At 58.1% G+C, this 16,144-nt stretch carries 16 protein-coding genes and 1 pseudogene; 11 read left to right on the top strand and 6 right to left on the bottom strand.

Annotated features, from left to right (window positions below):
• Positions 1-28: 28 nt before the first annotated feature.
• From hldE to AB1287_RS11795, 3 genes and pseudogenes are all read right to left on the bottom strand, one after another.
• The gene (hldE, locus tag AB1287_RS11805; RefSeq protein WP_312625599.1) at positions 29-1,462 is read right to left on the bottom strand and encodes a bifunctional D-glycero-beta-D-manno-heptose-7-phosphate kinase/D-glycero-beta-D-manno-heptose 1-phosphate adenylyltransferase HldE; all 1,434 of its coding nucleotides are present in this window, start codon (positions 1,460-1,462) and stop codon (positions 29-31) included.
• 47 nt (positions 1,463-1,509) lie between these two features.
• A complete protein-coding gene (gene glnE, locus AB1287_RS11800; RefSeq protein WP_435617874.1) occupies positions 1,510-4,350 on the bottom strand; it encodes a bifunctional [glutamate--ammonia ligase]-adenylyl-L-tyrosine phosphorylase/[glutamate--ammonia-ligase] adenylyltransferase in 2,841 nt (946 codons plus the stop codon).
• 29 nt (positions 4,351-4,379) lie between these two features.
• Positions 4,380-5,282 (bottom strand): annotated as a pseudogene (locus tag AB1287_RS11795) (inorganic triphosphatase); the annotation flags it as partial.
• A gap of 198 nt (positions 5,283-5,480) precedes the next feature.
• On the opposite strand from AB1287_RS11795, the gene AB1287_RS11790 reads away from it, so the two are divergent.
• Together AB1287_RS11790 and AB1287_RS11785 are read left to right on the top strand one after the other, a co-directional pair.
• On the top strand, positions 5,481-6,101 hold the full coding sequence (locus AB1287_RS11790; RefSeq protein WP_435617873.1) for a TIGR04211 family SH3 domain-containing protein: 621 nt from the start codon (positions 5,481-5,483) through the stop codon (positions 6,099-6,101).
• 80 nt (positions 6,102-6,181) lie between these two features.
• Complete coding sequence (locus AB1287_RS11785) at positions 6,182-7,420, top strand: multifunctional CCA addition/repair protein (protein WP_435617872.1); 1,239 nt, start codon at positions 6,182-6,184, stop codon at positions 7,418-7,420.
• Here the strand turns inward: AB1287_RS11785 and bacA are convergent.
• Entirely contained in the window at positions 7,413-8,234 is an 822-nt protein-coding gene (bacA, locus tag AB1287_RS11780) for an undecaprenyl-diphosphate phosphatase (protein ID WP_312625592.1), read from the bottom strand. The genes AB1287_RS11785 and bacA overlap by 8 nt on opposite strands.
• Before the next feature lie 99 nt (positions 8,235-8,333).
• A complete protein-coding gene (gene folB / locus AB1287_RS11775; protein WP_312625590.1) occupies positions 8,334-8,696 on the bottom strand; it encodes a bifunctional dihydroneopterin aldolase/7,8-dihydroneopterin epimerase in 363 nt (120 codons plus the stop codon).
• Between the two features lie 107 nt (positions 8,697-8,803).
• Here folB and plsY point away from each other — a divergent pair, with 107 nt between their 5' ends.
• From plsY to ureG, 8 genes are all read left to right on the top strand, one after another.
• A complete protein-coding gene (plsY, locus tag AB1287_RS11770; protein WP_435617871.1) occupies positions 8,804-9,418 on the top strand; it encodes a glycerol-3-phosphate 1-O-acyltransferase PlsY in 615 nt (204 codons plus the stop codon).
• Positions 9,419-9,560: 142 nt separating this feature from the next.
• Positions 9,561-10,385: an urease accessory protein UreD gene (locus tag AB1287_RS11765; RefSeq protein ID WP_435617870.1), complete on the top strand. Its 825-nt coding sequence runs from the start codon at positions 9,561-9,563 to the stop codon at positions 10,383-10,385.
• Positions 10,386-10,394: 9 nt separating this feature from the next.
• Complete coding sequence (locus tag AB1287_RS11760; protein WP_097162189.1) at positions 10,395-10,697, top strand: urease subunit gamma; 303 nt, start codon at positions 10,395-10,397, stop codon at positions 10,695-10,697.
• Between the two features lie 9 nt (positions 10,698-10,706).
• Entirely contained in the window at positions 10,707-11,024 is a 318-nt protein-coding gene (locus tag AB1287_RS11755) for an urease subunit beta (protein ID WP_312625586.1), read from the top strand.
• Positions 11,021-12,724 carry an urease subunit alpha gene (gene ureC, locus AB1287_RS11750; RefSeq protein WP_435617869.1) on the top strand — a complete coding sequence of 568 codons (1,704 nt, stop codon included), beginning with the start codon at positions 11,021-11,023 and terminating at the stop codon, positions 12,722-12,724. Before AB1287_RS11755 ends, ureC begins: the two co-directional genes overlap by 4 nt.
• 9 nt (positions 12,725-12,733) lie before the next feature.
• Positions 12,734-13,204 (top strand): urease accessory protein UreE, encoded by a 471-nt coding sequence (gene ureE / locus AB1287_RS11745; protein ID WP_435617868.1) that lies wholly within the window; start codon positions 12,734-12,736, stop codon positions 13,202-13,204.
• Entirely contained in the window at positions 13,204-13,878 is a 675-nt protein-coding gene (locus AB1287_RS11740) for an urease accessory protein UreF (protein ID WP_435617867.1), read from the top strand. Before ureE ends, AB1287_RS11740 begins: the two co-directional genes overlap by 1 nt.
• Positions 13,879-13,887: 9 nt before the next feature.
• Positions 13,888-14,505 (top strand): urease accessory protein UreG, encoded by a 618-nt coding sequence (gene ureG / locus AB1287_RS11735; protein WP_435617866.1) that lies wholly within the window; start codon positions 13,888-13,890, stop codon positions 14,503-14,505.
• An 81-nt stretch (positions 14,506-14,586) separates the two neighbouring features.
• On the opposite strand, the gene tsaD is transcribed toward ureG, so the two are convergent.
• A complete protein-coding gene (tsaD, locus tag AB1287_RS11730) occupies positions 14,587-15,600 on the bottom strand; it encodes a tRNA (adenosine(37)-N6)-threonylcarbamoyltransferase complex transferase subunit TsaD (RefSeq protein WP_435617865.1) in 1,014 nt (337 codons plus the stop codon).
• A gap of 226 nt (positions 15,601-15,826) precedes the next feature.
• Between tsaD and rpsU the strand changes: the two genes are divergently transcribed.
• Positions 15,827-16,042 (top strand): 30S ribosomal protein S21, encoded by a 216-nt coding sequence (rpsU, locus tag AB1287_RS11725; protein WP_001144069.1) that lies wholly within the window; start codon positions 15,827-15,829, stop codon positions 16,040-16,042.
• Positions 16,043-16,144 lie beyond the last annotated feature (102 nt).

Genomic DNA, 16,144 nt, shown 5'->3' with positions numbered 1-16,144 from the left:
GCGGGGCGCTTTTGGCGTGAATAGAGGCTTAGCGGTCGCTGTCCTGCTGAATGCGCTTAATAATATTCGTGGTTGAACAACCGTCTTCAAAGTTGAGCACCATCACTTCGCCGCCGTTCGCCCAGACTTCCTCGCTGCCCGCGATTTGATCTGGCTTGTAGTCACCGCCTTTTACCAGCAGATCCGGCAGAATGCCCGCGATAAGGCGCTGAGGCGTGTCTTCCTCAAACGAAACGACCCAGTCAACGGACTCCAGCGCGCCCAGCACGATCATGCGCTGTTCAAGCGGGTTCACCGGACGGGTTTCCCCCTTCAGGCGTTTGGTGGACGCATCGCTGTTCACCGCAACAATCAGGCGATCGCCAAGCTTACGCGCGTTCGAAAGATAGGAGACGTGACCGGCGTGCAGAATGTCGAACACGCCGTTGGTCATCACGACTTTTTCACCGCGCTTGCGGGCAGCGGCAACAGCCTGCTTCAGTTCGTCTTCGCTCATCACGCCAAATCCGGTATCGGCACGGCCACGCACGGCGTTTTCCAGCTCGATCGGCGAAACGGTGGACGTCCCGAGTTTGCCGACGACAACGCCTGCTGCGGCGTTCGCGAAGAAGCACGCTTCTTCCAGTGAATTCCCGGCTGCGAGCGTTGCCGCCAGCACACCAATCACCGTGTCGCCCGCACCGGTTACGTCATACACTTCCTGCGCCTGAGTCGGCATATGCAGCGGCGCTTTGCCCGGCTGCAACAGCGTCATGCCCTGCTCGGAACGGGTCACCAGCAGCGCAGAAAGCTCATAGTCGGCGATCACTTTCATGCCGCGCTCAACGATTTCTGCTTCACTCTTGCACTTCCCGGCCACGGCTTCAAACTCAGACAGGTTAGGCGTCAGCAGCGTCGCGCCGCGATAGCGTTCAAACTCAGTGCCTTTCGGATCGATCAGCACCGGGACGCCCGCTTTACGCGCCAGCTGAATCATTGCCTGCACGCTTTCCAGCGCGCCTTTAGCGTAATCGGAGAGCACCAGCGCCCCAATATGGCCCAGCGCCTGCTGGATGCGTTCATGCATCGGTTGAGGGTCAACGCCGGCAAAGCCTTCTTCGAAGTCCAGACGAATCAGCTGCTGGTTGCGGGAAAGTACGCGCAGCTTAGTGATGGTCGGGTGCGTCGGCACCGAAACGAAATCACATTTCACGTTGACGTCCGCCAGCGCTTTGCTCAACGCGCGTGCCGCATCGTCGATGCCCGTCAGGCCAACCAGGCGGGAGTTAGCGCCCAGTGAAGCAATGTTCATCGCCACGTTCGCCGCGCCGCCAGGGCGTTCCTCAATGGTATCCACTTTCACCACCGGCACCGGGGCCTCCGGAGAAATGCGGCTCGTCGGGCCATACCAGTAGCGATCCAGCATTACGTCGCCGACAACCATCACCCCTGCACGTTCAAACTCTGGCAGCGTTACTTTCATTCCAGACTCCTGAAAGATTCATCAATTGCGCGCGATAATAGCATAACTCAGGGCATTACCAGCCATTTCCGCCATGAGGCGGCAACCAGCTCACGCTCTGCCGTAAATGCATCCAGCGCCACGTTCCCCGCTTCTTCCTGCAGGGCCAGATGATGCAGCGCATCGCGAAGCGTCGTGTATGCCTGGCTCAGCGCCAGCGCTTCCTGTTCATCCATAATGTCGTTTTGCGCCAGCAGCTCGAGGATACGCACGTTATCGGACCAGCGCGTCAGCTTCGGCTTATCGTGGGCAAAACGCAGCACCAGATACTGCGTGATAAATTCAATATCGGTGATACCGCCCTCATCCGCTTTAATATCAAAACGATCGCGATGTTTGCCGCCAAGATGCGCGCGCATTTTTTCACGCATTTCCCGCACTTCGGTTTGCAGCTTCTCGCCTGCGCGCGGCAGCATCAGTACGTCGCGACGAATAGCGTCAAACTGCGCCTGAAGCTGCGGATCGCCATACACCACGCGAGCCCGGACGAGTGCCTGATGCTCCCAGGTCCAGGCTTCATTGCGCTGATAATCGGCGAACGACTCCGTCGTTGTCACCAGCATGCCTGCAGCACCGGAAGGACGTAAGCGAGCGTCCACTTCGTACAGAATGCCCGAGGAAGTGCGGGTGCTGAAGAGGTGCATGATGCGCTGTGCGAGGCGCAGATAGAACTGTCGACCGTCAATTTCACGTTCGCCGTCGGTCATCACGTCCGCCGGGCAGTCGTGAAGGAAAACGAGATCGAGATCGGAACTGTAGCCAAGCTCCCAGCCACCGAGCTTACCGTACCCGACCACGGCAAAACCGCGCCCCTGACGTTCTGACAGGTGTTTCGGTTGACCATAGCGGGCGATCATCTGCGTCCAGGCCTGCTGCACGACGGCATCGATCATTGCCTCCGCAAGCCAGGTTAAGTGATCGCTCACTTTCATCACCGGCAGCGTTTCGGCGATATCAGCCGCCGCCACGCGCAGCAATTGCGCCTGCTTGAACTGGCGCAGCGCTTCCAGCTGCTGCTCTTCATCTTCTTCCGGCACGCGCAGCAGATACTGGCGCAGCTCGTCGCGATAGGCGTCGGTCGCCGTCGGCTGGTAGAGCGTATTCGGATCCAGCAGTTCATCAAGCAGCAACGGATAGCGTGCCAGCTGGTTGGCAACCATTGGCGACGCGGCACAAAGGCGAATCAGATGCTTCAGCGCGCCGGGAAATTCGCTCAGTAATTCAAGATAGGTCGTTCGGGTAACAATACCGGTCAGCAGCGGCATGATGCGCGCCAGCGGAACGGGGGCATCTTCCCGGCTGCACACTTCGCTCAACAGATGCGGCATCAGTGAATCCAGCACCTGACGCCCGCGCGGGCCAATGGTGCGCTTATCCAGCTCTTTTTTGAAATCCGCGATCAGCGCCAGCACCTGGTGACGGGCGCTGTCTGCCAAATGTGCCAGCACCGGCGTGGTGTCATCTTCCTGTAGCGCATCCTGCCACAGCTCGCGCCAGTGCTCGGAGAGCTGTTCATCCGCCGAGGTTTCTTCGTCGTCGCCAATCAGCTCGTTAAAGATCTGCCGCACCTGGGCCATGTGCTGGTTCAGTACTTCAGTGAGCCTTTCCCAGTCGGCAAAATCCATGCCCCATGCCAGACGTGCGCGATTAAGCTCGTCCTGCGGCAAGGTCTGGGTTTGCTCATCGTTGATGCTTTGCAGCAGGTTCTCCAGTCGGCGCAGGAAAAGATACGCTTCACGCAGCTGCGCGGCTTCACCTTCCGACAGGAGATGCAGCGCATCGATGGCCTCCAGCGTCGGCAGCAGCGAGCGGCCCTGAAGCGATGGCTCACGCCCGCCGCGGATCAGCTGAAACACCTGAACGATAAACTCGATTTCACGGATGCCGCCCGCGCCGAGCTTGATGTTGTCTTTGAGGCCACGACGGCGAACTTCACGCGCGATCATCCTCTTCATGCTACGCAGCGACTGGATTACGCTGAAGTCGATATAGCGGCGGAAAACAAAGGGCCGCAGCATGGCGCGCAGCTCATCGACGTAGAGGCCTTCCCGGTCGCCCATGATGCGGGCCTTGACCATCGCATAGCGTTCCCAGTCGCGGCCCTGCTCCTGGTAGTAATCTTCCAGCGCGGCGAAGCTCAGCACCAGCGGACCGCTTTCGCCGAACGGGCGCAGGCGCATGTCCACGCGATACACGAATCCGTCCATCGTTGCCTGATCGAGCGCTTTGATAAGCCGCTGCCCCATGCGGGTGAAGAACTGGGCATTGTCGAGTTCACGCCGCCCGCCCTGGGTTGAACCGTGCTCCGGCCAGGCAAAAATAAGGTCGATGTCAGAGGAGAAATTAAGTTCGCCACCGCCGAGCTTGCCCATGCCAAGGATCAGCAGCGGCTGCGGTTTGCCTTCGGCATTGCAGGGCGTGCCCCATTCGCGGCAGCAGGCATCGTAAATCCAGTCGCGCGCGCTGACGATCAGCGTTTCTGCCAGATGGCTCAGCTGTTGCAAACTGCTTTCGGTGGAGTGCAGCGACAGGGCCTGTGACCAGGCGATGCGCACCATGATGCGGCGGCGAAACAGGCGCAGCTCGCGCATCAGGCTATTTTCGTCACTGACGTTCGCAAGCCGTTCCTGAAGCCAGGCGGCATAGTGCTGCCACTCGTCAGCGAGCGGTGGGCTGTTTTCAAGCTCGCCCAGCCATTCCGGGTGTGCGACCAGGCTCTGGCTGATGAAATCACTGAAGGCCATCGCCGCCTGCGCCTGCTGGCTCAGCGGCATAGACGGGAAATCTGCCGGCAGTCGGTCAATCACCGTCTGCCACTGCTGCTCTAACTGCAAAGAAAACGGCGTCATGACTGCCCTCGTGAAAGTTATCGTCCGGTGACCAGAAAAGCCGTCAGCATCAGTTTGGCCTGCGCGATTTGCGGCTTAAAGGCAGCACTCTTCGCATCGGATGCGCTGACAATCGCTTCGCCAATTTGCGCCATTTGCGCGGCAGCCATTTCGTGTTCGCGCTGGAGAGCGTCACGGATAAACGCCACCGCCTTCAGCACTTCAGCTTTCGCCTCAGCGTTGCCGCGCAGCCAGAGCTCTTCATGATACTGCCAGTGCGCCAGCGCCGCTTCGAGAGCCGCGTTATCCTGTTCTTTAAATTCAGCTTTTTTCAGAGTACGTTCTGCATTACCTGCCGCCAGGTGGTAACCGCGAGCCGCCTTACTGAGGCTACCCTGACGCAGCACGCCCACGGAAATCAGCTGTTTGGCCAAATCCAGAATATCGTCCACGCTGCCGTGCAGCAGCTCCAGCTCCAGCTCACAAATCGGCTCCTGATGGTTGCCCGCTTTGACGTCGCCCAAATCCAGCGCCAGCTCAATCCGGCTCTGGTTGTGGTTTACCAGCCACTTTTCGCGGTAAAAATCGGTGCTGAACAGCGGCTTCACCTGCGAGGCCAGCTCCGGCGGCAGCTTACCCTGCGGCCAGACTTCAGCCGGCAGCTTTTCCAGCGCCAGTTCGGCGTTATCGAGGTCGATATTGTATTCAGGTCGCGAGTGCAGGCCGCCCACCACTTTCCCGGCAATTTTCATCGTCATTTCATAGCGGCCGTTGTGGCCACGAATGCGTAGCCCCATGTCGTGACGACGCAGCCAGCTGTCGGCGGTTTCGTAATAGATATTGAGAAGCTGTGCCGCCGGAATGTGTTCCGTGGTGAGGGTATTGAGCTGCCGGCGCAGCGTCTCCACGCCGTGCTGCTCAACGATGAACTTTAATTCGATTTCCTGATCCATGACTGATTTCTTATGGTTGCGAAGCCTTGATTGATCGTTACGCCGAACTTCCGCGCATCTTTTTTGTCAGTAGAGTGTATTTCGCGGTACTTTGCCATGCAATCGCCTCCTGGACGATTCTGATTGCCGTAGAATGCCTGGCATCGTCAGACTGATGCCTTTACTATCGACTCACTTTATGAAAATAACGAAGACCCGATGCTTAAATTACGCCTGGTTGGATTAACTTTACTTGCCCTTAGCGCTTCTGCTGCCGTTCACGCGGAAGAAACTCGCTACGTTTCTGATGAGCTGAATACCTGGGTACGCAGCGGTCCCGGCGACAACTATCGCCTTGCGGGCACCGTCACCGCCGGTGAAGCCGTCACCCTGCTGCAGACCAATGAAAACACCCAGTATGGCCAGGTGCGCGACAGCAACGGCCGTACCGCATGGATCCCGCTGAAAGAGCTGAAAAGCGAACCGAGCTTCAAAACTCGCGTACCGGATCTCGAAAACCAGGTCAAAACCCTGACCGACAAGCTGAACAATATTGACGGTACCTGGAACCAACGCACGGCAGACATGCAGAAAAAAGTCGCCGGAAGCGACAGCGTCATCAACAGCCTGAAAGCCGAAAACCAGAAGCTGAAAAACGAGCTTATCGTGGCGCAGAAAAAGGTGAATGCCGCCAATCTGCAGCTCGATGACAAGCAGCGCACCATCATCATGCAGTGGTTTATGTACGGCGGCGGTGTGCTCGGCGTAGGCCTGATTCTGGGTCTGGTTTTGCCGCGCCTGGTGCCAAGCCGCAAACGCAACGATCGCTGGATGAACTGATGCCAGCATCGGCCTGATTAGCCATCTCCTCTACACTTACGTATTATCAGCAGATAAAACAGTGAGGGGAGAAGGTTGGCGTGAAGACATATCTGGTCGGTGGTGCAGTACGTGATGCGTTGTTAGGCCTGCCGGTCAAAGACAAAGATTGGGTCGTTGTCGGCGCCACCCCACAGCAAATACTCGACGCGGGCTACCAGCAGGTAGGTCGCGATTTTCCTGTTTTTCTCCATCCGAAAACTCACGAAGAGTACGCCCTCGCCCGCACCGAGCGAAAATCCGGTTCAGGCTATACCGGTTTCACCTGCTACGCCGCTCCGGACGTTACGCTGGAGCAGGATTTACAGCGCCGCGACCTGACCGTTAACGCCCTTGCCCAGGACGAAAGCGGCGATATTATCGACCCGTATCACGGTCAGGCCGATCTGCAAAACCGCCTGCTGCGCCATGTTTCCCCGGCTTTCAGTGAAGATCCGCTTCGCGTACTGCGCGTGGCGCGGTTTGCCGCCCGCTACGCGCATTTGAGTTTCCGCATCGCCGATGAAACCATGACGCTGATGCGCGACATGACCGCCGCAGGTGAGCTTGAACATCTCACGCCGGAACGCGTATGGAAAGAAACCGAGAACGCACTGAGCACACGAAACCCGCAGGTATTCTTCCAGACGCTGCGCGACTGCGGTGCGTTAAAGGTACTCTTTCCGGAAATTGATGCGCTATACGGCGTGCCCGCGCCAGCCAAATGGCACCCTGAAATCGACACCGGCGTACATACGCTGATGACGTTGACGATGGCAGCAATGCTGACGCCAGCCGTTGACGTACGCTTCGCCACGCTGTGCCACGATCTCGGTAAGGCACTCACGCCAAAAGAGTTCTGGCCGCGCCACCATGGCCACGGCCTGGCTGGCGTAAAGCTTGTCGAACAGCTTTGCGCCCGGTTACGCGTGCCTAACGAGATGCGCGATCTGGCGAAACTGGTGGCGGAATTCCACGACCTCATTCACACCCTGCCCATTCTCAAACCGGCGACGATCGTGAAGCTCTTTGACTCCCTGGATGCCTGGCGCAAACCGCAGCGGGTCGAGCAGCTGGCGCTCACCAGCGAAGCCGACGTGCGCGGACGCACCACGTTTGAAGCCTGCGATTATCCGCAGGGGCGTCTGTTGCGCGAAGCGTGGGAGATAACGAAATCCGTGCCGACAAAACCGGTGATTGAGGCAGGATTCAAGGGGCCTGAAGTGCGGGAAGAACTGACGCGACGCCGCATTGACGCCGTCGCGCAGTGGAAGGACAAACGCTGTCCGCAGGTTACATAAACACCGCGTAGACCGCTGCCGCCACGACAAAGCGGTAGATAGCGAACGGAATAAAGGTGATGCGTTTGATGATGTGCAGGAAGGTTTTGATGGCAAACAGCGCCACCACGAACGCACTCACAAAGCCTACGGCAAACATCGGAATATCAGAGCTGGTCAGGAAACCGATGCTCTTATAGAGATCGAGCGCCGTCGCGCCCATCATCATCGGCACCGCCAGCAGGAAGGAAAACTCTGCCGCCGCATAGCGGCTCACGCCAAGCAGCATCCCGCCCGCGATGGTGGAACCCGAGCGGGAGAAGCCCGGCCACAGCGCCAGACACTGGAAGCAGCCGATAGCAAACGCCTGAAGGTAAGTCATATCATCCAGGCCCATTGCGCGCGGCTCTTTCGGCTTCAGCAGCTCAGCGGCAATCAGCAGCACGCCGCCGACCACCAGCGCATACATCACGTTTACCGGGTTGAAGAGCGATTTAATGGCATCGTGCAACACCAGCCCAAGCACCACCGCCGGGATCATCGCCAGCAGCACGTGAATCAGCGACAGGCGACCTGTCCCCATACCTTCATGCACCGGTGGACGACCAAAATGGATGCCGATCAGACCAAACAGACGACGCCAGAACATCACCACCACCGCAAGGATCGATCCTAACTGGATAACCACCTCAAACGTGTTTGCTGTTTCGCCCTCAAAACCCAGCAAATGGCCGACAATAATCATATGGCCGGTGCTGGAAACAGGTAAAAACTCCGTCAGTCCCTCGACAACACCCAGGATAGCCGCTACCAGCAGCGAGTGCATATCGCTCATTCAATAAACCCTTAAATAATAGAAAAAAGAAGCTGCTAAAAAGAATCCAGCTCTAAGACATAACTATCGGCGTTTCGTTTACTTGTGATGAATTTATTCTTACGGTTTCAGATTTGTGCCACGCTCGATGATAACGCCCACGTTTGCCGCACGCGCCACGGCCCCCGGTTTACTGAGTTTGATGCGCACCCACGGTGAGTTAAAGCGCGTCAGCAGAATCTGCGCGACTTCTTCCGCCACGCGTTCCACCAGCGCAAAACGCCCGCCTTCCACATGGGCGATGACCGCCTCGCTGATATCGGCATAGCTCAGGCAATCCTCAACGTTGTCGCTGGCAGCTGATTTACGGTTGTCCCACGCCATTTCGATATCGAACACCAGCTTCTGTTCGATGGTCTGTTCCCAGTCATAAACACCAATAGTGGTGATAACCGAAAGTTGCTCTATAAATACAATATCCATCACGCCCTGCCTGCTTTTTGCCCGTGCCGGATACCACTTCCGGCAAAATATGCGTATTATCCACAGATGAAGAGAATACCGATACATTTTCAAAACGGAACAGCGTTATGAGTGCAATCGAGCCTGGAATGGTCTTCCTCGCCTACCTTTGCGGCTCAATTTCCAGCGCCATTCTGGTCTGCCGCATCGCGGGTCTGCCTGACCCACGCGTGAGCGGTTCCGGGAATCCCGGGGCGACCAACGTTTTACGAATTGGCGGCAAGGGAGCAGCCGTAGCAGTCTTAATCTTCGACATCCTCAAAGGCATGTTGCCGACCTGGGGTGCCTGGGCGCTGGGGTTCACCCCGTTCTGGCTCGGCCTCGTCGCTATCGCAGCCTGTCTCGGGCATATCTGGCCTATCTTCTTTGGCTTTCGCGGGGGCAAAGGCGTTGCTACGGCGTTTGGTGCTATCGCGCCTATCGGCTGGGATCTAACTGGCGTGATGGCCGGCACCTGGCTACTGACTATTTTGCTGAGCGGCTATTCATCGCTGGGCGCCATCGTCAGCGCGCTGGTTGCGCCGTTTTACGTCTGGTGGTTCAAACCGCAGTACACCTTCCCGGTATCCATGCTTTCCTGCCTGATTTTGCTGCGCCATCATGACAATATTCAGCGCCTGTGGCGACGTCAGGAAACCAAAATCTGGTCGCGCCTCAAGCGCAAGAAAAAACTGCAGGAATAGTTTCCCCTTCGCCGCCGTTCGGGCGGCGACATCAATTATTGCATTTACTTAACATCATAAGCGTTTCCTATGATCGCGAAGCCTGCACGCTGATCCATACTCATTATCGTCTGATTATTCACGCGATTGCAGGGGTGCCTCGTTGCCTGGCGCAGTACCGAAAAGTGAACATACGGGCTGGCGCGCCACGCTCGATCTGCTGTTTCGCCGCACGCCGGAAAAAACAGTGTTGGCTTCCGGCCGCCATTACGGTCCGCTCACCGTCCAGCGCCCCTTTTATCCCGAGGGCGAAACCTGCCACCTTTACCTGCTTCACCCACCCGGCGGCATCGTTGGTGGCGATGAGCTGGCTATCAACGTCACCCTTGAAGACGGCAGCCATACGCTTATCACTATGCCCGGCGCGAGCAAGTTCTACCGAAGCTGCGGCCCGCAGTCTCAACTTCACCAGCGTTTTGACATCGGCGAAAACGCCATTCTCGAATGGCTGCCGCAGGACACCATCTTCTTTCCCGCTGCCCGCGCCACGCTGCACAGCATTTTCCATTTGCAGGAAGGCGCAAAGCTGCTCGCCTGGGATCTGTTCTGCTTTGGCCGCCCGGTGATGGGAGAACGCTTTAGCGAAGGCGATATCAGCAACCGTCTTGAAGTGTGGAAGAACGGCGAGCCGCTGCTGATTGAGCGCCTGCGCCTGAGCAACGGTGACTTAAGCGCCGTGGCCGAACAGCCGTGGGTTGGCAGCCTGACGTGCTATCCCGCCGATGAACACATGCTTGAGGACGTGCGCGACAGGCTTGTGCCGCTTGACGCCTTCGCCGGTGCCACGCTTGCCGACGGCCTGCTGATGGTCCGCTTTTTGTCGCACGATAACCTGGTCTGCCAGCGCGCAATGCGTGACGTCTGGCAGCAGCTTCGACCGCAGTTACTGAACAAATCGCCTCTGCTTCCCCGCATCTGGCTGACCTGAGAGAACGCTATGGAACTGACGCCCAGAGAAAAAGACAAACTGCTGCTGTTCACCGCGGCGCTGGTGGCTGAACGCCGCCTCGCCCGAGGAGTAAAACTCAACTATCCGGAATCCGTGGCGCTGATTAGCGCCTTCATCATGGAAGGCGCACGCGACGGCAAAAGCGTGGCCTCGCTGATGGAGGATGGCCGCCATGTGCTGACTCGCGACCAGGTAATGGAAGGCGTGCCGGAAATGATCCCCGATATTCAGGTAGAAGCCACATTCCCGGATGGCTCCAAGCTCGTCACCGTGCACAATCCGATACTCTGAGGTACCGCCATGATCCCCGGTGAATACAAGATCCAAAATGGCAATATTGCCCTGAATACAGGCCGCGAAACGCGAAAAGTCATCGTCGAGAACCACGGTGACCGTCCGATCCAGGTCGGATCGCACTACCATTTTTATGAAGTGAACCCGGCCCTGAAGTTCGAGCGCGACACCTGCAAAGGCTTCCGACTGAACATCGCGGCAGGCACCGCCGTGCGCTTTGAACCCGGCCAGAAGCGTGAAGTCGAACTGGTCGCCGTCGCGGGAGAGAAGCGTATTTTCGGCTTTCGCGCAGACGTAATGGGCGAGCTGGAGGCAAAAGCATGACTGAGATTTCCCGTCAGGCGTACGCCGACATGTTTGGCCCGACAACGGGTGATAAAGTCCGCCTTGCTGACACCGAACTGTGGATCGAAGTCGAAGACGACTTCACCACCTACGGCGAAGAGGTCAAATTCGGCGGTGGCAAAGTGATCCGCGACGGCATGGGTCAGGGCCAGATGCTGAGTAACGACTGCGTGGATCTGGTGATTACCAACGCGCTGATCGTCGATCACTGGGGGATCGTGAAGGCCGATATCGGCGTAAAGGACGGCAGGATCTTTGCCATTGGCAAAGCGGGCAACCCGGATATTCAGCCCAACGTCACGATCCCGATCGGCGCAGGCACCGAAGCGATCGCCGCCGAAGGTAAGATCGTGACGGCAGGCGGCGTCGACACTCATATTCACTGGATCTGCCCGCAGCAGGCGGAAGAAGCACTGGTCTCCGGCGTGACAACGATGATCGGCGGCGGCACGGGACCGGCGGCAGGCACCAACGCCACCACCTGTACGCCCGGACCGTGGTATATCAGCCGGATGCTTCAGGCTATCGATTCACTGCCGGTCAATATTGGCCTGCTCGGCAAAGGCAACAGTTCGAATCCAGACACGCTCCGGGAGCAGGTCGCCGCAGGCGTGGTCGGCCTGAAGATTCACGAAGACTGGGGCGCCACGCCCGCTGCCATCGACTGTTCGCTGACGGTCGCCGAAGAGATGGATATTCAGGTGGCGCTGCACAGCGACACCCTGAACGAATCAGGCTTTGTTGAAGATACCCTGGCGGCTATTGGCGACCGGACTATTCACACATTTCATACCGAAGGCGCGGGCGGCGGCCATGCGCCGGACATCATCACCGCCTGCGCACACCCGAATATTCTGCCCTCCTCCACCAACCCGACGCTGCCCTACACCGTCAATACCATCGACGAACACCTGGACATGCTGATGGTCTGCCATCACCTGTCGCCGGATATCGCCGAAGACGTGGCCTTTGCCGAATCGCGCATTCGCCGGGAAACCATTGCCGCCGAAGACGTATTGCACGACATCGGCGCGTTCTCGCTGACCTCCTCAGATTCACAGGCCATGGGCCGCGTGGGCGAAGTCATTCTGCGCACCTGGCAGGTAGCGCATCGCATGAAGGTACAGCGCGGCGCGCTGGAGGAAGAAACCGGCGATAACGATAACTTCCGCGTGAAGCGCTACATCGCCAAATACACCATCAACCCGGCGTTAACCCACGGCATTGCCCATGAGGTCGGCTCCATCGAAGCGGGAAAACTGGCGGATCTTGTACTCTGGTCTCCCGTATTCTTCGGCGTGAAGCCTGCAACGATCGTCAAAGGCGGGATGATCGTGATGGCCCCGATGGGCGACATCAACGCGTCTATCCCCACGCCGCAGCCAGTGCACTATCGTCCGATGTTTGGTGCGCTCGGCACAGCGCGTCATCACACGCGGCTGACGTTCATTTCCCAGGCAGCGCTCGACAACGAAGTGCCGCAAAAGCTGGCGCTGAAAAGCCAGATTGCCGTGGTGAAAGGCTGCCGCACGGTGAAAAAGACCGACATGATCCACAACGGCTTACAGCCGGATATCACCGTGGATGCCCAGACCTACGAAGTGAAGGTCAACGGCAAGCTGATTACCAGCGAGCCGGCGGACGTGCTGCCGATGGCGCAACGTTATTTTCTGTTTTAAGGAGCAAAGATGCTGTATCTGACTCAGCGCGTCGAACACGCGCACAGCCTCACCGCCAGCGTCACTCTGCCGATTGACGTGCGGGTAAAAAGTCGCGCCAAAGTGACACTCAGCGACGGGCGCGAAGCCGGGCTGATGCTGCCACGCGGCCTGCTACTGCGCGGCGGCGACATTCTTTCCAGCGAAGACGGCAGCGAATGTATCGAAGTGATCGCCGCCGATGAAGGCGTTTCAGTGGTGCGCTGCGACGATCCGTTCCAGCTTGCCAAAGCCTGCTATCACCTCGGCAACCGCCACGTGCCGCTGCAAATCATGCCCGGCGAACTGCGCTTTCATCACGACCACGTCCTCGACGATATGCTGCGCCAGTTCGGCCTTGAGGTGAGCTTTGCACATCTGCCGTTCGAACCTGAGGCCGGCGCGTACACCAGCGAAGCGCAGGGACATCATCATTCTCACAGCCATTCGCACAGCCACTGATGACCAGCGCCACGCAAAAGCTGCGCCTGTTTCAACTCGCCAGCAGCAGCCTGCCGGTCGGCGGCTACAGCTGGTCGCAGGGCCTGGAATGGGCAGTCGAAGCAGGCTGGGTGAAAGACAGCGCCGCCTTTGCCCACTGGCAAACGCAGCAGATGGAGCAGAGTTTTTTCCACGTTGATTTACCGCTGCTCGCCCGACTGTATCAGGCCTGGGAGCAGGACGATGCGGAAGCCGCGAAGCGCTGGACGGCATGGCTGCTCGCCTGTCGCGAAACGCGTGAGCTGCGTGAAGAAGAACGTAACCGCGGCCAGGCGTTCACCCGCCTGCTCTACGACTGGCATCCGGAATGCCCGGCGCAATGGCGCACTCTGTTTAACCAGAGCCAGCTGTGCGGCATGGCGTGGCTTGGCGTGCGCTGGCAGATAAACCTGCACGAGCTGGCCCTGACGCTCGGATACAGCTGGATCGAAAGCGCGGTGATGGCCGGCGTGAAGCTCGTGCCGTTCGGGCAGCAGGCCGCGCAGAAATTAATAATGACACTCTGCGAGCGCTATGCCGCAGGCGTTGAACGGGGGCTGAACTGCCCAGACGAAGAGATCGGTTCCGCGACGCCGCTTTCGGCCATCGCTTCGGCGCGTCACGAAACCCAATATTCCCGGATATTCCGTTCCTGAGGAGAAGGTATGGCAAGTTACAAACACCCGCTGCGCGTCGGCGTCGGCGGCCCGGTGGGCTCCGGTAAAACCGCCCTGCTGGAAGCGTTGTGTAAAGCAATGCGCGATACATATCACCTGGCAGTCGTCACCAATGACATCTACACCAAAGAAGATCAGCGCATCCTCACCGAAGCGGGTGCACTGGACCCTGAGCGCATCGTCGGCGTGGAAACGGGCGGCTGCCCGCATACCGCCATTCGTGAAGATGCGTCGATGAACCTCGCCGCTGTGGAAGCATTAAGCGAGAAATTCGGCAATCTGGATCTGATCTTCGTGGAGAGCGGCGGCGATAACCTCAGCGCAACGTTCAGCCCGGAGCTGGCGGATCTGACGATCTACGTAATCGACGTGGCGGAAGGGGAAAAGATCCCCCGCAAAGGCGGCCCGGGGATCACCAAATCCGATTTTCTGGTGATCAACAAAACCGATCTCGCCCCGTACGTCGGTGCATCGCTGGAAGTGATGGAGCGCGACACCAACCGCATGCGCGGCGACAAACCCTGGACCTTCAGCAACCTGAAAGCCGGAGAAGGGCTAAAGACGATTATTGCGTTTCTGGAAGATAAGGGAATGCTGAAGGGGTGATTATCAATGCCGGGCGGCGCTTCGCTTACCGGACCGACAAACCGTAGGCCGGTGCAAACGAAGTGCCGCTCGGCGAAAAAATCACGCGGCAGGCAGTTCAGCCAACGGCCAGCGAGGACGGACGGTAACGCCTAAATCCGCATGAACGCCGGTTTTCAGACGCACCATGCCGGCATAGGCGATCATCGCGCCGTTATCGGTGCAGAATTCGGGACGCGCATAGAACACCTCGCCTTTACGCTTGAGCATCATTTCGGCGAGCTTCGCGCGCAGAGTGCGGTTGGCGCTTACGCCGCCCGCCATCACCAGACGCTTAAAGCCCGTTTGATCCAGAGCACGGCGGCATTTGATCATCAGCGTATCAACGACCGCATCTTCGAACGCACGGGCGATATCGGCGCGGGTTTGATCGTCATTGCCGTTCGAGCGAATCGTATTCGCAGCGAACGTTTTCAGGCCGGAGAAGCTGAAGTCCAGCCCCGGACGATCCGTCATCGGACGAGGGAAAACAAAGCGCCCTTCTGCGCCCTGAGAAGCCAGTTTTGACAGCATCGGGCCACCGGGATAGTCCAGCCCCAGCAGCTTCGCCGTTTTGTCGAAGGCTTCGCCTGCCGCATCATCAATAGATTCGCCTAGCAGCTCGTACTCACCAATGCCCGTTACGCTTATCAGCTGCGTGTGGCCACCGGAAACCAGCAGCGCCACAAACGGGTATTCCGGCGGATTATCTTCCAGCATCGGGGCCAGCAGATGGCCTTCCATATGGTGAACGGCGATGGCCGGTACGTTCCATGCGAACGCCAGCGCGCGCCCCACTGTTGCGCCAACTAACAGCGCGCCCACCAGACCCGGACCTGCGGTATAGGCCACGGCATCAATTTCTTTTGCCGACAGATTCGCTTCTTTCAGCGCTGCCTGAATCAGCGGAACGGTTTTCCGCACGTGATCGCGGGAGGCAAGCTCCGGCACCACGCCGCCGTAGTCAGCGTGCAGTTTCACCTGACTATACAATTGGTTGGCTAACAATCCGTTCACATCGTCATAAATGGCGATGCCGGTTTCGTCGCAGGATGTTTCGATTCCCAGTACACGCATGGTTCGTTTTACCTCGTTTCAATACCGCGCAGTGTAGGGCGAATGCGGGTTGATGTATACCCTCAGGGGTGACTTCGTGTATACTCGTGCCCCTTACAAAAGTCCCGTTCAAAAACGGCATTGGTGCTTTACAAAGCAGCGACAGTTGCAGTAAAATTCCGCACCATTTTGAAATAAGCTGGCGTTGATGCCAGCGGCAAACCGAATTTATAAAGGTGAGAGTTACATGCCGGTAATTAAAGTACGTGAAAACGAGCCGTTCGACGTAGCACTGCGTCGCTTCAAGCGTTCCTGCGAGAAAGCAGGTGTTCTGGCGGAAGTTCGTCGTCGTGAGTTCTATGAAAAACCAACGACTGAACGTAAGCGCGCTAAAGCTTCTGCTGTGAAACGTCACGCGAAGAAACTGGCTCGCGAAAACGCACGCCGCACTCGTCTGTACTAATCTGTTGGGAGCGCACGCTCTCAATCCAGACCGAGTTTAAGCTGTAAAGGCCGTGCTTCCGGAAGGAATGCGCGGCTTATTTTCGTTTATGTATTGGTAAAA

Origin of the sequence: Scandinavium sp. UTDF21-P1B, from assembly GCF_040750395.1 — a bacterium.
Classification (GTDB): Bacteria; Pseudomonadota; Gammaproteobacteria; order Enterobacterales; family Enterobacteriaceae; genus Scandinavium.
This window is presented reverse-complemented; position numbering and strand designations above follow the sequence as displayed.